This window comes from Methylophaga sp. (genome assembly GCF_030651745.1).
In genome coordinates this window covers 1-20,158 of sequence record NZ_JAUSCC010000027.1, presented here as the reverse complement: position 1 = coordinate 20,158, position 20,158 = coordinate 1, and the positions used below count along the sequence as shown (strand labels likewise).

Sequence of the window (20,158 nt, the reverse complement as noted above, 5' to 3'; positions counted from 1 at the left end):
TCAGTGAAATGTTGCCATGATACGTGAAAACGCGATTATTCAGTAGCGTTGCGCATCCAAATTCTACGGTATTGTTCGCGCCAGCCTGTGGGGGTTAAATTCATTTGTGGGTCGATTTTTAGCTGTAACGCGCCTTGTGTACCCGTTTGATAGGCTTGGCTACCTATTTTACGGTAACGGGCAACTACATCTGCCGCCGGAAAGTTATAGCGGTTTTGATAGCCACTGGCGAATAAAACCAATCTGGGAGATACCTGTTGAATAAAAGCGGCAGAAGATGAGCTGCGACTGCCATGATGGGGTGCAACGATAATATCGGCACGGAGTTGTTGAGCATACTTTCGTACTAACTCGATTTCGCCCCGACGTTCAATATCGCCGGTTAACAGGATACTGCCATATTGACTAGTGATTTTAAGCACGCAAGATGCGTCGTTACGGCTACTACCGGTATAGTTAATTGAGGGATGTAGTATCTCAAATTGGACCTGATCCCATTCCCATGATTGCCCCTGCTCACATAACTCACTGCCACTCAGTTTATCGGGATCACTGGTCAGAATCTTTCTGGCAGGGTAAGCAGATAACACCGCACTGGCTCCACCCATATGATCATTATCAGCATGACTTATCATCAGCATATCCAGTTGTTGAATACCTTGATAACGAAGAAAAGGAACAACAACAGCGGAGCCAGTATCAAACTCACCAAAAGCGGGACCGGTATCAAATACTAAGCTGTGATGTTGGGTCTGCACGACAGCTGATAAACCTTGACCTACATCCAATAAAGTAAACCAGACCTCTGCAGGATCCGGCCGATTGGGGCTGTAAAAAAATAATGGCAGAAGCAAGACAGGACCTAGCCAGCGTAATGGCCATCCACGTGGGGCGAGCATTATCAAGATGCCAATAATTGATAAGCTCAGCAGTGGGAGGGAAAACACGGGTGTCTGCCAAACTGATAGCGGGGAGCCGGCCAGAAAATCCAGATACCACCATAAAATGGATAACAAACGCTCAATAATATCCAGTAACCAGACCGCTATTTGTATGTCCATGCTTAATAGCGCCATCGTCAATAACAACAACGGCACAATCAAAAAACTTACCAGCGGTACAGCAATTAAATTGGCCAGTGGAGCAATTAGAGACGTTTCCTGAAAGAACAGCATTAATAATGGTGTCAATGCCACAGCTATCCAGAGATGAATATGTAACCAAAGCCATTTTCGTGCAGGTTGACGATATTGCGCTATATACAGGATGCTAAGCACCGCGGCGAATGACAGCCAAAAACCAGCTGCCAACACAGCAAATGGATCGATAAACAAAACCAATATTAAACTCAGACTGAGTACCTGCAAGGGTTCTATACGACGTTTAATAAAGATACTGAGCATGACCACCGTGACCATTATCAAAGCACGTTGCGTAGGAATGGATAAACCGGCTAACAAGGCATAGAAAATGGCGAGCAATAAGCCGCCAATTGCACCTGCTTGCCGGTCACTTAATTTCAGTAGCTGTTGACTGCGTATTCGCCAAACGGTTTTGACAGCAAAAAAACCCAATGCGGCCGCCAGACCAATATGTAAACCGGATATTGCTAACAAGTGACTGGTGCCAGTTTTTCTCAATGTTTCCCATTGTGCTGGCAACATGCGATCTCGGTTGCCGACAGCCAAACCTTCAATCAGAGCCAAATGAGGGCTGTGTTCCAAACTGGCAGACATTTTGGCAATTAACACCGCTCGCCAATGATTGATCGAAAATATCGAAGCCGATTGGATTTGCTGATTCAAATCAGATTGCCGTATGTAGCCGGTCGCTCCAATCTGCTGCTGAAATAACCATGATTCATAATCAAAGCTACCCGGATTTGCCATGCCTTGGGGTGTTTTTAAGCGGACCAGAAGTTGCCATTTTTCATTCGCTTGAGGGATTGTCTCCGGTGGGAAATACCAACTCAGACGAATTTTTGCAGGTAATTTTGTCTGGTTAGTTTCAGGTTTAAATTCAAAACGCACCCGCTGATCGTTATGATGGGGAAGCGAATCAATGAAACCTGTCAGCAGAAGATCTTGTCCCTGAAGCAGGGGATCGAGTTGATTATCCAATCTGATATAGGCTTGGGTACTTGTCCAAATTAACGCTGCAATAAATGTCAGAACGGTCCACTGTGACCTGTGCCAGGCAATTACAATCAAGGGGAAAAGCGTGAGCAGCCAATACAAAGCCGGTAGCTGCGGCAACCATGCCACCAGCAAACAGCCCGACAAAAATGCAATGGCAGGTTTGACCATATATCCCTATAATGACCGCCGTTTGTCCGTAATACTGAGACGCAATGCCTCGTAAGTTCCTGAAACGAATAATGCCAGATCACGTCACCATGCGCGAGCATAAGCACTTGCGTCGTTTTGGTGAGAAGATCATGGCGCCTGAGTTATGGCATCTGAACCGTAAATCAGTGTCGGTAGCTGTTGCGATAGGGCTATTTCTGGCGTTTATTCCGATGCCGGCACAAATGCTTGTCGCAGCCATTTTTGCTATCTGGCTGCGCGTCAATCTACCTATCGCGGTGATGAGTGTCTGGATCACTAATCCGCTGACAATGGCACCCATTTTCTTTTTCAGTTACAAAATTGGCGCGATGATATTGGATGTGCCATTACGCACCCATGAATTTGCTTTTAGTCTGGAATGGCTGTGGGAAGAATTAGGTTTTATCTGGCAGCCATTCTTACTTGGTTCAGTTGTTTGTGGTGTGTTGGCTGCAGTGATGGGGGTGATAGTCGTTCGACTAATCTGGCGCTTAGTGGTTATTCATAGCTGGTTAAAGCGTTATCGCCGTCAAAAAGCGCGACGCGATAACGACAAAAACCAGCCATAAATCAGTTTTGTAACTTACCGTCGATTAAGGTTAACTGTTGATCCATTTTGGCGGCTAATTGGCGGTCATGGGTTACTATCACCAGCGCCGTGCCCAGCTCGGCATTCAGCTGCATAATCAAATCAAAAATGCCTTCAGCCGTATGATGATCCAGGTTTCCGGTGGGTTCATCGGCCAACAGGCAGGCGGGTTTGGTAATCAAGGCTCGAGCTAGAGCCGCACGCTGCCGCTCACCACCGGATAATTCACTGGGTTTGTGATGTACGCGATGGCCAAGACCAACCTGTTCCAGTAATTGGGTTGCCTGCTTTTTAGCCGATTTAGGATGCATACCGCCGATGACTAAAGGCATAGCGACATTTTCTTCGGCAGTAAACTCTGGCAATAAATGATGAAACTGGTAAACAAATCCCAAAGACTGATTACGTAGTTTGCTAAGTGCACTGACAGAAAGTGTACTAAGATCCTGATCCAACACCTCAATCAGTCCGCTGGTAGGGCTATCCAAGCCTCCCAACAGGTGTAGCAGGGTACTTTTCCCCGAACCGGAACTGCCGACGATCGCAATTCGATCACCCGCCACTACTTTCAGATTGATGTCTTGTAAAACAGGGGTTTCCAGATTGCCATCTTTGTATCGCTTCGCCAGATTCTGGCAGCGAATTACATTGGTATTAGTCATAGCGTAATGCCTCAGCCGGTTTCACCTGTGCTGCACGCCAGGAAGGGTAAATGGTTGATAGAATCGACAGGACAAAGGCGGTAATACCAATAACGGTCACATCATTCCAATTTAACTCTGAGGGCAGGTCACTGATGTAATAGACCTCGGCTGGCAGAAATTGGTAACCCAGCAGGGTTTCTATCCAGGCAATAATATTGGAAACATTCAGCGCCAGGATCACCCCGCCGATCACCCCCAGCAGCGTACCGATCAAGCCGATAACAATGCCTTGCACCATGAAGATACCCATGATGCCGCGAGGGGACATACCTAATGTTCGGAGAATGGCGATATCTGAGTATTTATCGGTCACCATCATTACCAGCGTTGAAACGATATTAAATGCAGCAACAGCGACAATCAGCATCAGAATGACAAACATCACGGTTTTTTCGGTTTTTAATGCGCGGAAAAAGTTGGCGTGTTGGTAGGTCCAGTCAGCTGCACGATATTCTGCCGGTAAGCTATGCAATAAATCGCGGGTAATGCGTGGTGCCTGATAGACGTCATCTAATTGCAATCGCAGGCCTGTCACCTTGCCGGGAATACGAAATAAATTAGCCGCATCCTCAATGTTCATAATGGCTAAGGCACTATCATATTCATACATGCCAATTTCAAAAACACCAGAGACGGTCAGACGTTTCAGTCGTGGAATAACGCCAGCAGGGGTAGGCGTAACGTGAGGGGTTATGACAGTAATCTTGTTACCGGTGCCAACACCCATGGCAATAGCCAAATCCTTCCCCAGAATAATGCCATAGCTACCCGGTTGTAGTGAGTCAAAACGGCCCTGAATGATTTTGTCGCCAATAGTGGAAACCTTGGGTTCCAAAGCTGGATCCACCCCGCGGATTTGCGTGCCGCGAACCCGGCTGCCTTGATTCAACATGGCCTGGCCTTCAACAAAAGGTGCCGTACTGACCACGCGTGGAAAGCCCTCAACCAGTGCTTCGGCTTTTTGCCAGTCAGCCAATGTTCCATCCGAGCCGGTGACAAATGCATGAGATGTCATGCCCAGAATGCGTTCACGTAGTTCCTTTTCAAAGCCGTTCATCACCGATAACACAGTAATTAATGCAGCCACACCGAGTGCAACACCCAGCATAGAGGTCATGGAAATGAACGAAATAAAATGATTACGCCGTTTGGCCCGGGTATAACGGGCGCCAATATAGACACTTAGTGGTCTGAACATATACTCGCTCTGGCAAGAAGCCCGCCTTTATAGCGGGCAAGTGCAAATTATTTAGGATGGACGGTTTGGGTACCGGTTTCGGTGCCAAGCAACAACACATCCGCAGGACGCATTGCAAACAAGCCGTTAGTCACTACGCCTACGATATCGTTCAGCGTTTTTTCCAGTTTGATTGGTTCCATAATGTCCAGACCATGCACATCCAGAATAACGTTATGGTTATCGGTGATCACACCTTCACGGTAAACCGGTTGGCCACCCAGTTTGACAATCTCGCGAGCGACATAGCTACGTGCCATCGGAATGACTTCAACCGGTAACGGGAATTTACCCAATACATCAACCAATTTGGTTGCGTCAGCAATACAGACAAATTTATCAGCTACCGCAGCAATAATTTTTTCGCGGGTTAACGCACCGCCGCCGCCTTTGATGAGTTGCAGATTATGATTGGATTCATCCGCACCATCGACGTAGACCGCAACTTCTTTGACGTCATTTAAATCAAATACTTCAATGCCATAATCTTTTAAACGCTGTGTGGAAGCATTCGAGCTGGAGACAGCGCCTTCAATACGATGTTTGATAGTGGCCAGCGCATCAATAAAGTGATTTACCGTAGAACCCGTGCCTACACCTACTACACCGTCAGTGGTAATGTATTCCAAAGCCGCCCAGGCAGCCTGTTTCTTCATTTCATCAGCAGTCATTGCGATTCCTTGTTAATTTGAATGGCTTGATTTATCCGGCCAATTATAGAGATAAATGGCCGGCAATGGTAACGTAGTCATCTTTGTTTAACTTAACAGACCGAATCTGGAACCCCATGCTCACAGGCTATGTAGAAAAAATCCTCAAAGCGCGCGTTTATGATGTCGCTATCGAAACACCTTTGGATTTAATGCCAAGATTATCCAAGCGGCTGGATAATCAGATTCTGATTAAGCGTGAAGACTTACAGTCCGTGTTTTCCTTTAAGTTACGTGGCGCTTATAACCGCATGAGCCATCTGACCGAAGCCGAACGAAAACAGGGCGTAGTTGCCGCATCAGCAGGCAATCATGCACAAGGTGTGGCACTGGCCGCCAATAAAATGGGTATTTCGGCGATGATCGTAATGCCGATTACAACTCCACCTATCAAAGTTGAAGCGGTTCGAATGTTGGGCGCAGATATTACCTTGCATGGCAACAGCTATGACGAAGCGTTTGATTTTGCTCAGCAAGTTTCCACCGACCAGGGCCGGGTGTTTATTCATCCCTACGACGATCCATTAGTGATTGCAGGTCAGGGCACCATTGCGATGGAAATCATGCGCCAGCACCCGGATCCGGTATATGCGGTATTTATTCCGGTAGGTGGTGGCGGATTACTGGCTGGTATGGCGGCTTATATCAAAGCCATCTGGCCAGAAATCAAGATTATCGCGGTGGAACCTGCCGATGCGGCCAGTCTTAAAGCGGCTTTGGATGCTGGCGAGCGGGTCAAATTAGACCAGGTCGGTTTGTTTGCCGATGGCACCGCTGTCAGACAGGTGGGTGAGGAACCTTTCCGTATTGCACAAAAGACTGTTGATCATGTTGTCACGGTGGAAACAGATGAAATCTGCGCTGCGATAATGGATGTGTTTGATGATACCCGCTCAATTGCCGAACCATCGGGTGCTTTATCTATAGCCGGTGCGAAGAAATATATTCAGCAAAATGGTTTACGTAATAAAACCATGGTGGTTATCAACAGCGGTGCGAATATGAATTTCGATCGGCTGCGGCATGTGGCTGAACGTGCCGAGATCGGTGAGCGTCGGGAAGTATTGTTTGCTGCCACCATTGATGAGCAGCCGGGCAGTTTCCAACGTTTCTGTAAAGCCTTGGCCGATCGCGGTATTACCGAATTTAATTATCGTTACGCGGATAACCAGCAGGCACATGTATTTGTCGGTGTACGGATGTCTGGACGTGACGAAGAGCGGCAGATTTTGTTTGATAATCTGACTCAGGCGGGATATCAGTGGATTGATTTCACTGATAACGAAATGGCTAAGTTACATGTTCGTTATATGGTGGGCGGTCATGCACCGCAAGCTGAAAATGAGCGTTTGATTCGCTTTGAATTTCCTGAAAGACCGGGGGCCTTGTTACGCTTTCTGACCCATATTGGCCAGCGCTGGAATATCAGCCTGTTTCATTACCGTAATCATGGTGCAGCGTATGGTCGTGTGCTGGTGGGAATTCAGGTAACGCCTGAATTCAATGAAGAATTTCAGGCGTTTCTGGATAATCTGGGCTATGTCTATTGGCTGGAAACCGACAACCCGGCCTATGATTTGTTTTTGAAGTGATTAATTGCTCAAAGTAGTGGTATCGCTGATTAATTGAATCTGTCCATGCACATCAACAGAGACTTTATTGCTGCCCGCTTCAAGGGCAGCAGGTGCACTTTTACTGCTCATATCGGCTGACATCATCATTTGGGTTTCCATCCGATATACCGGCGAATAACCACTGGTGTTGACTGACATATTGACCAGGCGGTAACCGGGTTCGTTGAACTGTTGCTGAATTAACGACGCTTTATCACGGAACTTGCTGATAGCTTGCTGCATTAACTCGTTCTGGGTGGTTTCGATTAAGCCATCAGACAATGAAAATTCAATCGATTGCACTGTACCTAAAGCTTGAATATCTCCCAGCAATTCACTCATTTGAGTGAAATCATGACTATGTAAACGTATTTGTTGGCTGACCTGCCAGGAAACAATTTGACTGTCTTTATACATGGGGCGGGTCTGATAGCCAGTGGTTTGAGATTTCACCGAATCATAAGCTTTGATTTTTTCCAGCAACTGGTTACTGCGCTGGTTGACTTGTTGGCCTAATTTGGTCGGGTCAGTACCATTGAGCATAACCTGAATCACGCTGGTCACTTGATCATTAGCCACTTCAGTCGACGCTGTTGCATTGAGATTGATTAGGTTAAAGTTCAATTCAGATTCTGCCGTCGCAGTGGCTGAAAACAACAGCATTGCTATAACAAAAAAGGTGTTTTTCATATTTTATGATTCCTGTGAGAGAGAATGTTCGCGGAGTTTGGCTTGCTGTCTGCGCAGCATGGTTGCTAAATTAACAGTATTTGACTGACACTGTCAGCGGATTAACGCACAAAATTATTTTAACGTTGAGGATAGACATGAAAGCTGTACAAAAAATTCTGCCTGATTCAGAGCGCCTGATTGAATCAGCTGCCGAACACTTCGTCGTGACGGCACGCGCTGCTATTGCAAAACGCGGCGTCTTTTATGTCGCTCTGGCGGGCGGGTCGACTCCTAAAGGTTTATATCAAAAACTCGCAACATCTCCTTATGTAGAACAAATTGACTGGGCAAGAGTACATATCTTTTTTGGCGATGAGCGTTGTGTACCGGCGACGCACGATGACAGTAATTTCAAAATGGCCAGACTGGCAATGCTCGATCAATTACCTATCCCCACTGAAAATGTACATCGTATGCCAACCGAAAGTGGTGATGCTGCTGATGTGGCCAGCCGTTATGAGGCAACCATCAAGCTGATTATGGAAGATAAACCCTTTGATTTAGTGTTGTTGGGCTTGGGTCCGGATGGTCATATTGCCTCATTGTTTCCTGAAACTCCGGCGCTTGAAGTAACCGATAGCTTGACTACCAGCCTGTTTGTAGAGAAATTTCAATCCTGGCGAGTGACCTTGACCTATCCGGTTATCAATGCAGCCAGACAGGTCATCGTGTTTATTGCCGGTGATTCCAAAGCTGAAATTGTCAGAGATATCACTTCTGGGGCAGTAATCGGATTACCGGTGCAACGACTTGACCCAACCGGTGATTATTACTGGTTTATGGATAAAGCAGCCGCAGCGCAATAATATGAAAACGTTGTTAGCTGCTGATATCGGTGGTACCAAAACCTTGTTGCAATTGAGCCATGCCAATGGCGAGGTGATAGCGCAGCAACGTTTTGACAATAGTGCTTTTGCTGATATTGAAAGTCTGCTGACAACGTTTTTATCTTCAATTCCAGCCAATTTTCTGCCGATCACCAGTGCCTGTTTTGCCATTGCAGCCCCGGTATCTGGTCGACGAGTTCAATTAACTAATCTTCCCTGGATAATTGATACCAACAAACTGCTAGCTGAATTTCCAATTGCTGAGCTTGAACTGGTCAACGATTTTGCTGCAGTGGGGTATGGTATTGGCGAACTGGTTGAGCAAGATTTTATCGTCTTACAGCATGGCGAACCACAGGCCAAGGCGTTAAGAGCTGTTATTGGTGCTGGCACTGGTCTGGGTCAAGCCATTATGTCTCCCATTCATAAAGGCTGGAGGGTCTGGGCAACTCAAGGCGGACATACTGATTTCGCGCCGTTGGATCAAACCCAGCAAGCATTGCTGACCAGGCTGTTGGAGCAATTTGAACATGTTTCGTATGAGCGGATTTTATCCGGCTCAGGTTTGGTTATGCTCTATCAATTTATTGCGGAGCAGCAGGGCATAACGAGTGATAAAACATTATCTGCCGAGCAGATCAGTGAACAGGCGCTCCTGCATGCTGAACCATTAGCGTTAAGCGTTATGCAATCATTTCTGCAGATATATGGTGCTCAGGCCGGTAATCTGGCGCTGACCACCTTGCCCAGAGCCGGGCTGTTCATTGCCGGCGGTATTGCAGCCAAAAATTTAGCATTATTTGAACAAGACCATTTTATGCAGGCTTTCCTTGCCAAAGGACGGATGCGTGAGGTGCTGGAGCAAATTCCAGTCTATCTCATCAATAATCCTGATGTGGGACTGATAGGTGCTCGTCTGTTGGCTCAAAAAGCGTTGTATAATGTCCAACATGACGGATAAAAAAAATCACATACTGGTTAATGTAGAAACCACCTATCTGGATCACGAATCTGATCCAGCGAAGGCAAGATATCTTTTTGCTTATACCATCACCATTACCAATGAAGGCGACACGCCGGCGAGACTATTGTCGCGCTATTGGAAAATTACCGGTGGAGATGGTCATGAGCAGGAGGTGGAAGGTGACGGTGTTGTAGGACAACACCCTTATCTGGCACCGACCGAGACTTTCACCTACACCAGTGCGGCCATGCTGGATACGCCTGTCGGCATGATGCAGGGGCATTACAATATGATGGATGATAACGGCAGTCGTTTTGCTGTTGATATACCTGCGTTTACTCTGGCGGCACCACAAAAGTTACATTGAAAAACGCAGGGTTATAAACATTTTCCAATTGAACCGGTCGCACAAATCCGTCCGTCAATCCAGATAGCTTTATCCAGTATGGCGTTTTGCAGATCACTGCCGCCCAATTTGGCATCCCGCAAATTGGCAAAGCTCAAATCAGCGTGCGTTAAATTACTGTAAGACAGATCCGCTTGCTGCAGATTTGCGCCTTTCAAATTACTTCCTTGCAGATTGGCATAGCTCAGATTGGTGAGCTGAAGGTCGGCATAGCTCAAGTCAGCTTCATGCAAATCAGTATTCATCATGTTTGACATTGCCAGTGCACTATTACGCAGATTGGCTTGGGTCATGTTGGTCGAAGAAATATTTATGCCGGGTTTCAGACAATTTTCCCAATTTACTCCTGGTGCTGGAACACTGTCACAATCTGCTTCTGAAACATTAGAAGGCGTAGGAAATAAAAAGGCGTTGGCAAAAATTCCGATTAAAATCAGTCCAATAATCATCATCGGCCAGAAACGGGCTGGACGTTCTGGTTTGAGTTTTTGCAATAATTCACTTCGTTGCTGACGTTGTTGAATTAAAAAGTCTGGTTCCTGTTTACGTCTTTGTTCCCGACGCATTTCACGTTCGGCTTCTGTCAGTGGCTGGTCATTACGCCGATCAAAACCATCACGTTCATCAATGGTCAAGGGAGGGGGAATAATGGGCTCGACAACTTCCTGCTCAAGAACTTCACTCAATGGTTGCCAATGCTGCTGGTCTGCACTGATCTCAGTTTGAGTATCAATCCTGCCCAATTGCAGATTACTTTTTAGTAAAGCCATAGTGAATGGACCACTGATGGTCTGATTCTGACGGGTATACCATTTAGTACTGAATTTTTTCATTGGCCGGTCTTTGGCAGCAAGTTGGTTGTTATACTAGCATTGTGTTTAATGCTGGGTGAATTCATGCAAATACCTCAGACCTCACAGGCTGCTCAGGTCACTGTAAGTGGTTCGGTAAATCAAACGCTGCCATTAACGGCCGGACCAATTGCGCAAGCTGTGGTGGTCTCGACCGGTAAAGCTGGCGAGAATGTTGATATTCAGTTGGCTGGTAAGGTGTTTACCATTCAGGCCGGGATTGATTTGCAGCGTGGTCAGACTATTGAGCTACAGCGCACTGATGCTGGCGATAAACTAGCTTTGAAGATCCTCTCCGTCACCACCGCTCAACCGGTTCTAACGGACCTTCGCCCAGGTCAGACGCTGCTTGCCGAGGTTATTAAAATACTGCCGCAGCAATCTATTTTGATGGCACTGCAGCAAACCGGAAAATTGCCTGTTCCCCTGGAATTGGATATCAGTAGATTGAGTTCCAGTTTTAAGCCCGGTCAACAACTTTTAGTACAAATCCTCAGTAGCTCGCCTTTAAATGTCTCGTTACAGAATCCCATTCTGAATGTTGCAGAAACCCTCAATTCTCAACAGCGTCGATTGTTACCATTGGTTTTAGCGCAACCGCCACAATTACAGAATGTGATTAATGCGCTACCCGAATTAAAATCCATGGTGCCGGTACAAAATGCGGTAAGCCAGATGTGGCAAAACATTCGCGAACTGCAGTCTGTCCAACAACCAGCCAGTTTGCAGCAAGCTATCCAACAGTCTGGTGTATTTCTCGAACGCCAACTGATGCAGCCAAACCCTCAAGTAAGCGGTGATTTCAAGGCCAACTTGCTGAAGCTGGCTGCGGCGCTGGAAGGGCAAATCCGGCAAACGGCGAATGGGCAAATCAACGCCCAGAACCTTCCCGTGGAAATTCGTAATGCGCTGATCAATTTACTGAATCAGTCATCGGCATTGCAGCAGTTGCCTTCGCATATTACCAATGCACTTTTGGCAAACGGCCAGACTCCCGCTCAGTTACTGACCATGTTACTTGCTGGGCAAACAACAGTGGGTACGATGACCAATAGTCAACAGACTCTGACGGCGCAGAATATAGCTACCCAGCAAATTGCTCAGAATGCGCAGTTACAGGCTGGAGTAACTGATTTGGCCAGATTGCAGGTGTTACTTCGGGAGGTCGAAACAGCTATTGCCAGAGTGCAGCTAAACCAACTGACCATGGTAAGGGAAGCTGATAATCCAACTCAGCCACAGGTCTGGTTGATGGATGTACCGTTGCGAGACAAACAACAATTGCACTGGATGCAGTTACAACTGCAAAAAGGAGCAAAGCAGGACTCAGATGCTGATGAACAGTGGCAAGTAACACTTAATCTGGAAACTCAAAACCTCGGTAAATTGCGTGCCTCTATTGGCTTGCAAGCAACCATGGTCAGTGTTTCCCTAACGGCTGAGGATCCAAAAGCAGTGGCGCTGCTGGAAGAGAATATAGATATCCTGCATCAGAAATTGTCCGCCCTGAATTTACAGGTGCGTCAATTAAGTTGCCATTGCGCTCCGGTTGAATGGTTGACTCCGGTTTCTCCGTCTTCCCAGTCAGATGCGTTGCTGGATATCTCGGTATGAAACAACCATCACAACCTTTACGGGCAATTGCCCTGCATTATGATGGTGACAATGCACCAACTGTCACAGCGAGTGGTGAAGGGGATATTGCTGCTGAAATCATCCGCATTGCCAAGCAACACAATATTCCATTGCGCGAAGATGCTGTCTTGGCGGATATGCTTAAAGATATGCAGTTAGGCGAAGCCATCCCTGAAGCCTTGTATCGCGTTATCGCAGAAGTGATTGCTTATGCCTATATTGTTTCAGGAAAGTTCCCTAAGGAAAAAAGTTAAATTCCTATCGCATTAATCAGTGTTAAAGCATTTTTTAACCGTTTTGGGTGGGGTTTATTCTTTAATACTTTATAAATAGCATTATGAAAATCGTATTAAGTATTGATTTTAAAATATAAAGCAGCTATTTTCATTTGTATGTATTTCACAACCGGTCATAAGAAACCGCCTACAAAAACAGATGAATACGCTACTCACCATTGAGTCACCGATGTCAAAGACATCCGAGCAGAGCCTGACGGCACCGATCTCTGCTGCGGAAGTTAATGATTTATTGGCTGCTCGTATTTTGATTGGTGGCACGCGTTTATCCGATCTGGCTTTTCTACAAACCATGTTGTCATTGAGTGGTTTTACCAATATCACCACCGCAAATGGCCCCGAAAAGCTGATGCAGGTATTGAGACAGACCATTACCGACGATCATTGTGATATTGATTTAATTATTCTGGACTGTCGTTTAGGTGATTGTAATGCCCGCGAATTGCGTCTCAAGCTGGACCAATTCGATGAGTGGCGATTGATCCCGGTGATCGCCTTAACCGAAAAATCCCAATGGAATCACAATCAGCTGTTAACCGATTTAGGCCATGGTGTTACATCTTTGTTATATCGGCCTTTAACCGCAGAAGCGTTACCTCCAGCTGTTATGACCACTTTAGCTATCAAACGCGAGCGGGATCACTATCATCTTCGCCAACAACAGATTGAAGATGAAAATGCCCAATTGCGGGTTATGGAAGCACGTCTGCAATTTTCAGTAAATCACGATGACTTAACTGGCCTCGCTAATCGGCGCCGCCTGGAACAGGCTCTTGATATTACCTTAACCCAGGTACGAAATTTCCATACCAGTAGCGCGGTATTTTATATCGATCTGGATAGTTTCAAAGTGCTTAATGATGCAGAAGGTCATGAAGCTGGCGATACCTTATTGGTACAGGTGGCAAATTCGTTAAGGGGCTTTTTTAAAGTCCGCGATACCCTGGTAAGAATCGGTTCAGACGAATTCGCTGTATTAGTGGACACCATCGATCCAGAGACAGCGGTTGCTCGGGCCGAAGGGTTGCGAGATTTGTTTGATGGCTATAGTTTCACCTTTCATGATCATGAATATCATTTATCCGCCAGTATCGGTGTTAAATGCATTACTGAAGCCAACCTCTCGACCGTGGGTGAAATCCTGTCTCATGCCAATCAAGCCTGCTATACAGCTAAAAAGCGTGGGCGCAATCGAGTTCATGTATATAGCCCTGCAGATCGGGAAATGTATGCGTTAAGACACAGTGTAGAGTGGGCACCCAGAATTCGTGCGGCGTTAAAGCAAGAAAATTTCATCCTCGAATTTCAACCTATCTACTCGCTGAAAGAAAACAAAATCAATCATTATGAATGTTTGATTCGAATGCGCGGGCAGGGCGACAAACTGTATTACCCTCAGGATTTTATTCCGGTAGCAGAAGCCATGGGACTGATTCATCAGATTGATCTATGGGTTGTCAGCCATGCCTTTGAACTACTCAGAAATATTCCGGGAGACATTGCTCTGGCAGTGAATTTATCAGGCAATATTTTTCTGGATAAAAATTTATATCCGTTGGTTGAACGCAAACTGTTGGAAACCGGAGTCGATCCATCACGTTTAGTCTTTGAAATTACCGAAACTTCTGCCATTTCCAACTTTGATCAAACCAAACAAATGGTGGATAGGCTGCGCCATTTAGGCTGTCGATTTGCGTTGGATGATTTTGGCGCTGGATTTAACTCGTACAGTTATTTAAAACACTTCCCGGTGGATATTTTGAAGATTGATGGTGGTTTTATCACCAATTTACATAATGATCCGGTGGATCAGTTATTGGTGAAATCAATGATCGATATCTCACATAGCCTCGGCAAGAAAACCGTGGCGGAATTTGTCGAAGACAGAGATACGCTGAAAATGCTGCAGGATTTTGGTGTCGACTTTGTGCAAGGCTATTTAATCGGTAAGCCGCAACGTGCATTGCCGCCGAAGCATTAGTGTAAGTCTGTTACTGAATGACGCTGCGCGCCATGCAGGCGGGTAATCAATAAAGCTTCTTCTTCACTTAAATTACAATTATCAATCAGCTGGTTAATATCTACGCCTTTGCGGGCTAAGCGAATAGCATGCTCGTAGCTTTGCTGTTGCGGTTGCCCTAAATCCATAGTGTTTTGTTGTTCACGCATCTTCATCAGAGCTTGTTCAAATCGCACAATTCGTTCGTCGGAACCCACCGCTGCACTGCAGAGTGCTGACAGTTGTTGTTGCAGGGAGGTTATTTGACTGGCTTGCGCCCGACTTAATCGAAAAAACCTATAGCTGGTCATCAGCAAAACAAGGCCCAGTAAACCGATCAGTATGTATAAGCTGTATAAGATCATAATGTGCTCCCAAAATCACACATATTCATCAATAATGCCGGTTTTAGGCGGCCGTTTAGGTGGAATGTCTTCATGGTCTTCCGGTTTTCGTTCATCCGGCTTTTTCGGTTTATAACGCCTTTTCTCATCCGCCGGTGTATCCACATGGGTGGAGGGCACCAGTGGTTGAGCAGGATGGATTTCATCGGCCATTTGATCACATTAAAAGCTGGCGATATCAGCTATTTCATCATCATTCAGCAGTTTGTTCACATCAACCAGAATCAGTAGGTTTTTATCTCGACTACAGACACCCTGAATAAAGCGTGAACTGTCTTCACTGCTGACATTCGGTGCGGTGTCGATTTCTGATTGATGTAGATAAACCACTTCTGCAACACTATCAACCAACATGCCAATAACGTTGCCATTCACTTCAGCGATGATAATTCGCGAGTCCTCATCCGTTTCCCGAGAAGGCAGACCAAATCGCTTACGGGTATCGATGACAGTAACGACATTGCCACGCAGATTGATGATGCCCAATACATAATCTGGCGCACCGGGTACCGGGGCGATTTCAGTAGGTCGCAATACTTCCTGCACCTGCATCACATTGATGCCGTATACCTCCTGCTCCAATTGGTAAGAAACCCACTGAAGAATCGGATCATTTCCGGCCTGATTTGCTTGTTCGCTCATTTTTGTTTCCTTATTCACAAAACATTGACTCAGGTGATGCTGCCAATTTTATGACGTTCTTTATCTAATCCTATCAAAGCACAGTTTGTGCCAGTTTTTTTGCTCTGTTATCGTAATATTTTCAATAGTTCAGTTAATGAAATAATACTGCTTAATGGAGACATCAACATACCTGCCAGCCATGGTCTTTGACCAGGCTCACGTCGCCAACGCACATTTTCGTCCTCAAGCTTCACTACATGACGTATAGCAGAGACTGCTAATCCTAACTGTTTATTATTCACTAGTAATATGTAGCGGTTATCTTCTGAATTACTTGATTGATTGGTAATTAATGTTGTCAGATCAATCACTTCTGTATGTTGTTTAGGGCGGCTTAAGGTGCCAACCACATAGCTTGCATATCCTGGTATTTGCGAAAGACCTTCTTCCGGCCAGGTTTCAATGCCATCCAGTTCATCGAGTGACAATGCCAATTGCATACCGGCAACTTCAAACAATAATGCCTGACCTTTTTGCCCAGGTAGACTATTGATGGATTCACTTATGTCAGGTTCAAACTCAGCAACTATTGGATCTGTTTCAATGGTTTCAGTTACATTTTGCTCAAGCGTATCCAGTTCTTCATCCAGCAATAACTCTTGCAGATAATTTGCCAGGGCTTGCTGAGGCTCTTTAATTTGCGTTGGCTTAGACATTTTTGTCCGACTTTGTCGTAGTGGCTTTGAGGAGTTTTTTCATTAACCTTTCATAGGCCATACTGCCACGACTTTCAAGATTCAGTGCGGGTAACGGGATACCTGACTTGCTGGCATCACGAAATTGAGTATCAATCGGGATAGCGTCCTGCCAGAGATTCTCCTCATGATCCTGTTGCATTTTCAATAAAGTCTGCGTGCCGGCGCGAGTCCGGCGATCAAACATGGTAGGCACGATCAAATAAGGCAGTTTGTGCTGGCGGGAGTGATTGATCAGTTGCAGGGTATGCAACATGCGTTCAAGTCCTTTCAACGCCAGAAATTCGGTTTGTACCGGTATTAATAATTCATCACAGGCCGCCAAAGCATTTACCATCAATACGCCCAGCATCGGTGGGCAGTCTATCAATACATATTCAAAACGATCATGAAGTTGCTGTAGGGTTTTGTGAATAACCAAACCTTTACCACTCTGAATACCTAACTGACGATCCAAGGTAGCCATGGCCGTTGCTGCGGGTAACAGGTAAATATTCTCCTGACCGGTCTTTTTTAATGTTTTGAATATTGCATTCAGAGGTTGCTGGTCTGACTGCTGAAATAAAGTGTAGACACTGTGTTCAATCGTGTCAGGATCAAAACCAAAATAAGTGGTCAATGAACCATGCGGGTCCATATCCACTAGTAATGTGGAGTGACCTTTTAACGCAAGATGGCTGGCCAGACTGACCACCGTGGTGGTTTTGCCGACGCCGCCTTTTTGATTGGCAATGGCCCAGACTGTCATGGTGACGTATCGTCCATATCAGTGGGGGCCAAAATCGGCGAGGTCAGGCTGTCTGTAATAGGTGTACGAATATTCTCCACCTCTGTTGCAGGTTGATTTAATTGCTCATCAAATACTTCAAGGGTTCTTCGACTTTCCTGACTGCCCAAAATCACTAATACAACGCGGCGGTTTTTTTGCCTGCCAGCTTCTGTTTCATTATCTGCAATGGGTTTAAATTCACCATAACCAATCGCAGACATCCTGCCCGGTTCAATGCCAAAGCGATCCAATAAATTGACTACGCTAGCGGCCCTGGCGGCGGACAATTCCCAGTTAGATGGAAAACGCGTTGTATTGATGGGTTGATCATCGGTAAAGCCTTCGACCTGTAGCGGGTTTGCTACCGGTGCCAGTACATCTGCAATTTGACCAATAACTGGCACGGCTTCACGGGCTAACCGCGCATCACCACTAGCAAACAGAAAATTGGAGTTAATTTCCACTTCCAACCAGTCTCCGGTTTGTTTAATCGTCACATCTTCATTAGTAATCAAATCTGCAAGTGCACTACTGAGTTGTTGTGAAATATCATTAATAGTGCGAACGCTTTGCTCAGAAATCGGTGGTCGTTCTCTAGGTAGTTCCGGCAATTCAATTTCAAAATCAGGCACATCCGGTTTGCCGGGAGAGGCGACACGTTCACCTTGTCCACGACTCACCTCACCGACCTGAATCGGATCACTGCTACGGCTCGGCTGCGAAAAAACGCTTTCCAAGGTTTCTGACAATACCCGGTATTTACCTTCATTGACCGACGAGATGGAATACATCACTACAAAAAACGCAAATAACAAGGTAATGAAATCAGCATAGGAAACCAACCAGCGTTCGTGGTTTTCGTGTTCTTCATGCCGTTTTCTGCGGGCCATAACTAAGTTAAATATGCCTGCAGACGGCTCTCGATATTGCGTGGATTATCTCCGTCAGCCACGCTGATCAAACCATCTATCAACATCATTTGTAATTGGGTGCGCCGTTGCACCAGCGTTTTGAGTTTGTTACCAATCGGTAAAAACAATAAATTTGCCAAGCCGACACCATAGATAGTAGCCACGAATGCCACTGCGATACCCGAGCCCAGAGATGAAGGATCTGCTAGATTTCCCATCACATGTATCAGTCCTAATACTGCGCCAATGATACCTATGGTCGGCGAGTAACCGCCCATGGCCTCATAGACTTTAGCTGCCTGTAAATCGTTGTTTTCCATAATATCGAGATCGGTTTCCAAAATCTCCCGAATGATTTCTGGCTCGGCACCGTCGGCAATAAGCTGCAAGCCTTTTTGGGTAAAGATATCGGATTCCTGCAAGGCCATTGCCTCCAAACGGAGTAAACCCTCACGTCGGGCGATTTGGTTCCAGTCGAGAATTTTTTCTAATAATCGTTTAGCGGATTGTTGGGGAGGCTTGAAGATCCACACGGTCATTTTAAGCGCACGGATAAAGGTATTCATCGGCGTTTGTAACATTACCGCACCGAGCGTGCCGCCCAACACGATTAACAGCGCTACGGCGTTAAGAATGGTGTCGAGATGACCACCTTCCAGATACTGGCCTACAATGATGGCGCCAAACCCAATCAATAAGCCCAGTATGCTGAGAATATCCATGGCTATTTAAGCGCCGTCAGTAGTTTACCAATTTCCGTCAGACTCAAAATTTTATCTGCTATACCTGCTTTGGCAACGGCCATAGGCATGCCATAGATGGTACTGCTTTGTTGATCCTGAGCCCATATAGTCGCGCCTTTTTGATGCATTTTTATTGCACCTTCACAACCATCGGCCCCCATTCCGGTGAGGATAATGGTCAGGGTTTGTGCCGGACAAATCTGTGACACTGATTCCAGAGTGACATCTATACAGGGTCGGTAAGTAGCAGTTTCAGGGCCTGGGTCTACCTGCAAATAGAGCTGACCGCGGCGACCTTTAAGTAATAACTGCTGACCACCAGGTGCCAAATAAGCAACCCCCGGGCGTAGAGGATCATTTTGTTGAGCTTCTTTAATCTGAATATCACATTGTGAATTTAATCGTTCAGCAAATGATGGTGTAAATGTCGCTGGCATATGTTGCAGGAGAATAATCGGAAATGGAAAATTAGCCGGCAATTGTGACAAAACATTCTGTAACGCTACTGGCCCACCGGTTGATGTACCAATCACCACTAATTCTATTTTCTTCTTTTCAGCAGGAATAACGGGTGTGGCGGGTTGTTCCGGAGCTTTAACAATGGATGTATGTTTATTGGGCTTGGAATGGGTTGCCAGAAAATTAATGCGATCACAGAGTTTTTGGCGGGCACTGGCCTTGTCCTGGGCTAAATCTTCAAACCGTTTTGGTAAAAAGTCCATAGCCCCTGCATCTAAAGCATCCAGAGTTGCTTTGGCACCATCAGTTGTCCATGTTGACAGCATTAATACCGGAGTAGGACGTCGTCGCATGATTTTCTTGACGGCGCCAATACCATCCAGTAGAGGCATTTCCAAATCCATGGTGACCACATCGGGTCTATAACGAGATACCTGTTCTACCGCCTCCAAACCATCAGCGGCACTGGCAATAACTTCCAGCCGCGGATCGGCGTTAATGATTTCAGTCAGTCGCCGGCGGAAAAATGCTGAATCATCAACAATCAGTACCTTTACAGTCACAAATATCCTTAATAATTTCGATGTGCGTAGGTATTCATTA

At 46.0% G+C, this 20,158-nt stretch carries 22 protein-coding genes; 8 read left to right on the top strand and 14 right to left on the bottom strand.

The window, feature by feature from the left end; all coding sequences use genetic code 11:
• Positions 1 to 35: 35 nt before the first annotated feature.
• Positions 36 to 2,306 (bottom strand): DNA internalization-related competence protein ComEC/Rec2, encoded by a 2,271-nt coding sequence (locus Q7V21_RS03050; RefSeq protein WP_304915869.1) that lies wholly within the window; start codon positions 2,304 to 2,306, stop codon positions 36 to 38.
• A 71-nt stretch (positions 2,307 to 2,377) separates the two neighbouring features.
• On the opposite strand from Q7V21_RS03050, the gene Q7V21_RS03045 reads away from it, so the two are divergent.
• On the top strand, positions 2,378 to 2,896 hold the full coding sequence (locus Q7V21_RS03045; RefSeq protein ID WP_304915868.1) for a DUF2062 domain-containing protein: 519 nt from the start codon (positions 2,378 to 2,380) through the stop codon (positions 2,894 to 2,896).
• Between the two features lies 1 nt (position 2,897).
• Here the strand turns inward: Q7V21_RS03045 and lolD are convergent, their stop codons facing one another.
• The 3 genes from lolD to rpiA are packed head-to-tail and all read right to left on the bottom strand — an operon-like array spanning position 2,898 to position 5,528.
• Entirely contained in the window at positions 2,898 to 3,578 is a 681-nt protein-coding gene (gene lolD / locus Q7V21_RS03040) for a lipoprotein-releasing ABC transporter ATP-binding protein LolD (protein WP_304915867.1), read from the bottom strand.
• Positions 3,571 to 4,818 (bottom strand): lipoprotein-releasing ABC transporter permease subunit, encoded by a 1,248-nt coding sequence (locus Q7V21_RS03035; protein ID WP_304915866.1) that lies wholly within the window; start codon positions 4,816 to 4,818, stop codon positions 3,571 to 3,573. Before Q7V21_RS03035 ends, lolD begins: the two co-directional genes overlap by 8 nt.
• 47 nt (positions 4,819 to 4,865) lie before the next feature.
• The gene (gene rpiA / locus Q7V21_RS03030) at positions 4,866 to 5,528 is read right to left on the bottom strand and encodes a ribose-5-phosphate isomerase RpiA (protein WP_304915865.1); all 663 of its coding nucleotides are present in this window, start codon (positions 5,526 to 5,528) and stop codon (positions 4,866 to 4,868) included.
• A gap of 116 nt (positions 5,529 to 5,644) precedes the next feature.
• Here rpiA and ilvA point away from each other — a divergent pair, with 116 nt between their 5' ends.
• Entirely contained in the window at positions 5,645 to 7,159 is a 1,515-nt protein-coding gene (gene ilvA / locus Q7V21_RS03025; RefSeq protein ID WP_304915864.1) for a threonine ammonia-lyase, biosynthetic, read from the top strand.
• Here the strand turns inward: ilvA and Q7V21_RS03020 are convergent, their stop codons facing one another.
• Complete coding sequence (locus Q7V21_RS03020) at positions 7,160 to 7,870, bottom strand: SIMPL domain-containing protein (RefSeq protein ID WP_304915863.1); 711 nt, start codon at positions 7,868 to 7,870, stop codon at positions 7,160 to 7,162.
• Between the two features lie 137 nt (positions 7,871 to 8,007).
• Between Q7V21_RS03020 and pgl the strand changes: the two genes are divergently transcribed.
• Genes pgl through apaG form a run of 3 tightly spaced genes read left to right on the top strand, consistent with a single transcriptional unit; the run spans position 8,008 to position 10,070 of the window.
• Complete coding sequence (gene pgl / locus Q7V21_RS03015) at positions 8,008 to 8,718, top strand: 6-phosphogluconolactonase (protein WP_304915862.1); 711 nt, start codon at positions 8,008 to 8,010, stop codon at positions 8,716 to 8,718.
• Between the two features lies 1 nt (position 8,719).
• Complete coding sequence (locus Q7V21_RS03010; RefSeq protein ID WP_304915861.1) at positions 8,720 to 9,700, top strand: glucokinase; 981 nt, start codon at positions 8,720 to 8,722, stop codon at positions 9,698 to 9,700.
• Positions 9,690 to 10,070, top strand: a complete 381-nt coding sequence (gene apaG / locus Q7V21_RS03005) for a Co2+/Mg2+ efflux protein ApaG (protein ID WP_304915860.1) — start codon at positions 9,690 to 9,692, stop codon at positions 10,068 to 10,070. Before Q7V21_RS03010 ends, apaG begins: the two co-directional genes overlap by 11 nt.
• 11 nt (positions 10,071 to 10,081) lie before the next feature.
• Here apaG and Q7V21_RS03000 read toward each other — a convergent pair whose 3' ends face one another.
• Positions 10,082 to 10,942 (bottom strand): pentapeptide repeat-containing protein, encoded by an 861-nt coding sequence (locus Q7V21_RS03000; RefSeq protein WP_304915859.1) that lies wholly within the window; start codon positions 10,940 to 10,942, stop codon positions 10,082 to 10,084.
• A 63-nt stretch (positions 10,943 to 11,005) separates the two neighbouring features.
• Here Q7V21_RS03000 and Q7V21_RS02995 point away from each other — a divergent pair, with 63 nt between their 5' ends.
• From Q7V21_RS02995 to Q7V21_RS02985, 3 genes are all read left to right on the top strand, one after another.
• On the top strand, positions 11,006 to 12,574 hold the full coding sequence (locus Q7V21_RS02995; protein ID WP_304915858.1) for a flagellar hook-length control protein FliK: 1,569 nt from the start codon (positions 11,006 to 11,008) through the stop codon (positions 12,572 to 12,574).
• The gene (locus Q7V21_RS02990; protein WP_304915857.1) at positions 12,571 to 12,849 is read left to right on the top strand and encodes an EscU/YscU/HrcU family type III secretion system export apparatus switch protein; all 279 of its coding nucleotides are present in this window, start codon (positions 12,571 to 12,573) and stop codon (positions 12,847 to 12,849) included. The genes Q7V21_RS02995 and Q7V21_RS02990 overlap by 4 nt, the downstream gene beginning before the upstream one ends.
• 181 nt (positions 12,850 to 13,030) lie before the next feature.
• On the top strand, positions 13,031 to 14,872 hold the full coding sequence (locus tag Q7V21_RS02985) for a bifunctional diguanylate cyclase/phosphodiesterase (protein WP_304915856.1): 1,842 nt from the start codon (positions 13,031 to 13,033) through the stop codon (positions 14,870 to 14,872).
• Here Q7V21_RS02985 and Q7V21_RS02980 read toward each other — a convergent pair.
• The 8 genes from Q7V21_RS02980 to Q7V21_RS02945 all read right to left on the bottom strand — a co-directional run.
• Complete coding sequence (locus Q7V21_RS02980; protein ID WP_136552587.1) at positions 14,869 to 15,255, bottom strand: DUF2802 domain-containing protein; 387 nt, start codon at positions 15,253 to 15,255, stop codon at positions 14,869 to 14,871. The two genes, Q7V21_RS02985 and Q7V21_RS02980, sit on opposite strands and share 4 nt — an antisense overlap.
• A gap of 15 nt (positions 15,256 to 15,270) precedes the next feature.
• Positions 15,271 to 15,447: a hypothetical protein gene (locus tag Q7V21_RS02975; RefSeq protein WP_168800123.1), complete on the bottom strand. Its 177-nt coding sequence runs from the start codon at positions 15,445 to 15,447 to the stop codon at positions 15,271 to 15,273.
• A gap of 9 nt (positions 15,448 to 15,456) precedes the next feature.
• Complete coding sequence (locus Q7V21_RS02970; RefSeq protein ID WP_084002825.1) at positions 15,457 to 15,936, bottom strand: chemotaxis protein CheW; 480 nt, start codon at positions 15,934 to 15,936, stop codon at positions 15,457 to 15,459.
• Positions 15,937 to 16,043: 107 nt separating this feature from the next.
• Positions 16,044 to 16,634, bottom strand: a complete 591-nt coding sequence (locus Q7V21_RS02965; protein WP_136552589.1) for a chemotaxis protein CheW — start codon at positions 16,632 to 16,634, stop codon at positions 16,044 to 16,046.
• Positions 16,627 to 17,421, bottom strand: coding sequence for a ParA family protein (locus tag Q7V21_RS02960; protein WP_304915855.1), 795 nt, complete (start codon positions 17,419 to 17,421; stop codon positions 16,627 to 16,629). The genes Q7V21_RS02965 and Q7V21_RS02960 overlap by 8 nt, the downstream gene beginning before the upstream one ends.
• The gene (motD, locus tag Q7V21_RS02955; protein ID WP_304915854.1) at positions 17,418 to 18,332 is read right to left on the bottom strand and encodes a flagellar motor protein MotD; all 915 of its coding nucleotides are present in this window, start codon (positions 18,330 to 18,332) and stop codon (positions 17,418 to 17,420) included. The genes Q7V21_RS02960 and motD overlap by 4 nt, the downstream gene beginning before the upstream one ends.
• 2 nt (positions 18,333 to 18,334) lie before the next feature.
• Complete coding sequence (locus tag Q7V21_RS02950; RefSeq protein ID WP_304915853.1) at positions 18,335 to 19,075, bottom strand: flagellar motor protein; 741 nt, start codon at positions 19,073 to 19,075, stop codon at positions 18,335 to 18,337.
• 2 nt (positions 19,076 to 19,077) lie between these two features.
• On the bottom strand, positions 19,078 to 20,158 hold a 1,081-nt coding region (locus Q7V21_RS02945; protein ID WP_304915852.1), incomplete at its 5' end, for a chemotaxis response regulator protein-glutamate methylesterase.

Excerpts from the sequence above, each read along its gene's own strand:
- Q7V21_RS03050 (WP_304915869.1), bottom strand. The coding sequence starts at position 2,306 with ATGGTCAAACCTGCCATTGCATTTTTGTCGGGCTGTTTGCTGGTGGCA.
- Q7V21_RS03045 (WP_304915868.1), top strand. The coding sequence starts at position 2,378 with ATGCCAGATCACGTCACCATGCGCGAGCATAAGCACTTGCGTCGTTTT.
- lolD (WP_304915867.1), bottom strand. The coding sequence starts at position 3,578 with ATGACTAATACCAATGTAATTCGCTGCCAGAATCTGGCGAAGCGATAC.
- Q7V21_RS03035 (WP_304915866.1), bottom strand. The coding sequence starts at position 4,818 with ATGTTCAGACCACTAAGTGTCTATATTGGCGCCCGTTATACCCGGGCC.
- rpiA (WP_304915865.1), bottom strand. The coding sequence starts at position 5,528 with ATGACTGCTGATGAAATGAAGAAACAGGCTGCCTGGGCGGCTTTGGAA.
- ilvA (WP_304915864.1), top strand. The coding sequence starts at position 5,645 with ATGCTCACAGGCTATGTAGAAAAAATCCTCAAAGCGCGCGTTTATGAT.
- Q7V21_RS03020 (WP_304915863.1), bottom strand. The coding sequence starts at position 7,870 with ATGAAAAACACCTTTTTTGTTATAGCAATGCTGTTGTTTTCAGCCACT.
- pgl (WP_304915862.1), top strand. The coding sequence starts at position 8,008 with ATGAAAGCTGTACAAAAAATTCTGCCTGATTCAGAGCGCCTGATTGAA.
- Q7V21_RS03010 (WP_304915861.1), top strand. The coding sequence starts at position 8,720 with ATGAAAACGTTGTTAGCTGCTGATATCGGTGGTACCAAAACCTTGTTG.
- apaG (WP_304915860.1), top strand. The coding sequence starts at position 9,690 with ATGACGGATAAAAAAAATCACATACTGGTTAATGTAGAAACCACCTAT.
- Q7V21_RS03000 (WP_304915859.1), bottom strand. The coding sequence starts at position 10,942 with ATGAAAAAATTCAGTACTAAATGGTATACCCGTCAGAATCAGACCATC.
- Q7V21_RS02995 (WP_304915858.1), top strand. The coding sequence starts at position 11,006 with ATGCAAATACCTCAGACCTCACAGGCTGCTCAGGTCACTGTAAGTGGT.
- Q7V21_RS02990 (WP_304915857.1), top strand. The coding sequence starts at position 12,571 with ATGAAACAACCATCACAACCTTTACGGGCAATTGCCCTGCATTATGAT.
- Q7V21_RS02985 (WP_304915856.1), top strand. The coding sequence starts at position 13,031 with ATGAATACGCTACTCACCATTGAGTCACCGATGTCAAAGACATCCGAG.
- Q7V21_RS02980 (WP_136552587.1), bottom strand. The coding sequence starts at position 15,255 with ATGATCTTATACAGCTTATACATACTGATCGGTTTACTGGGCCTTGTT.
- Q7V21_RS02975 (WP_168800123.1), bottom strand. The coding sequence starts at position 15,447 with ATGGCCGATGAAATCCATCCTGCTCAACCACTGGTGCCCTCCACCCAT.
- Q7V21_RS02970 (WP_084002825.1), bottom strand. The coding sequence starts at position 15,936 with ATGAGCGAACAAGCAAATCAGGCCGGAAATGATCCGATTCTTCAGTGG.
- Q7V21_RS02965 (WP_136552589.1), bottom strand. The coding sequence starts at position 16,634 with ATGTCTAAGCCAACGCAAATTAAAGAGCCTCAGCAAGCCCTGGCAAAT.
- Q7V21_RS02960 (WP_304915855.1), bottom strand. The coding sequence starts at position 17,421 with ATGACAGTCTGGGCCATTGCCAATCAAAAAGGCGGCGTCGGCAAAACC.
- motD (WP_304915854.1), bottom strand. The coding sequence starts at position 18,332 with ATGGCCCGCAGAAAACGGCATGAAGAACACGAAAACCACGAACGCTGG.
- Q7V21_RS02950 (WP_304915853.1), bottom strand. The coding sequence starts at position 19,075 with ATGGATATTCTCAGCATACTGGGCTTATTGATTGGGTTTGGCGCCATC.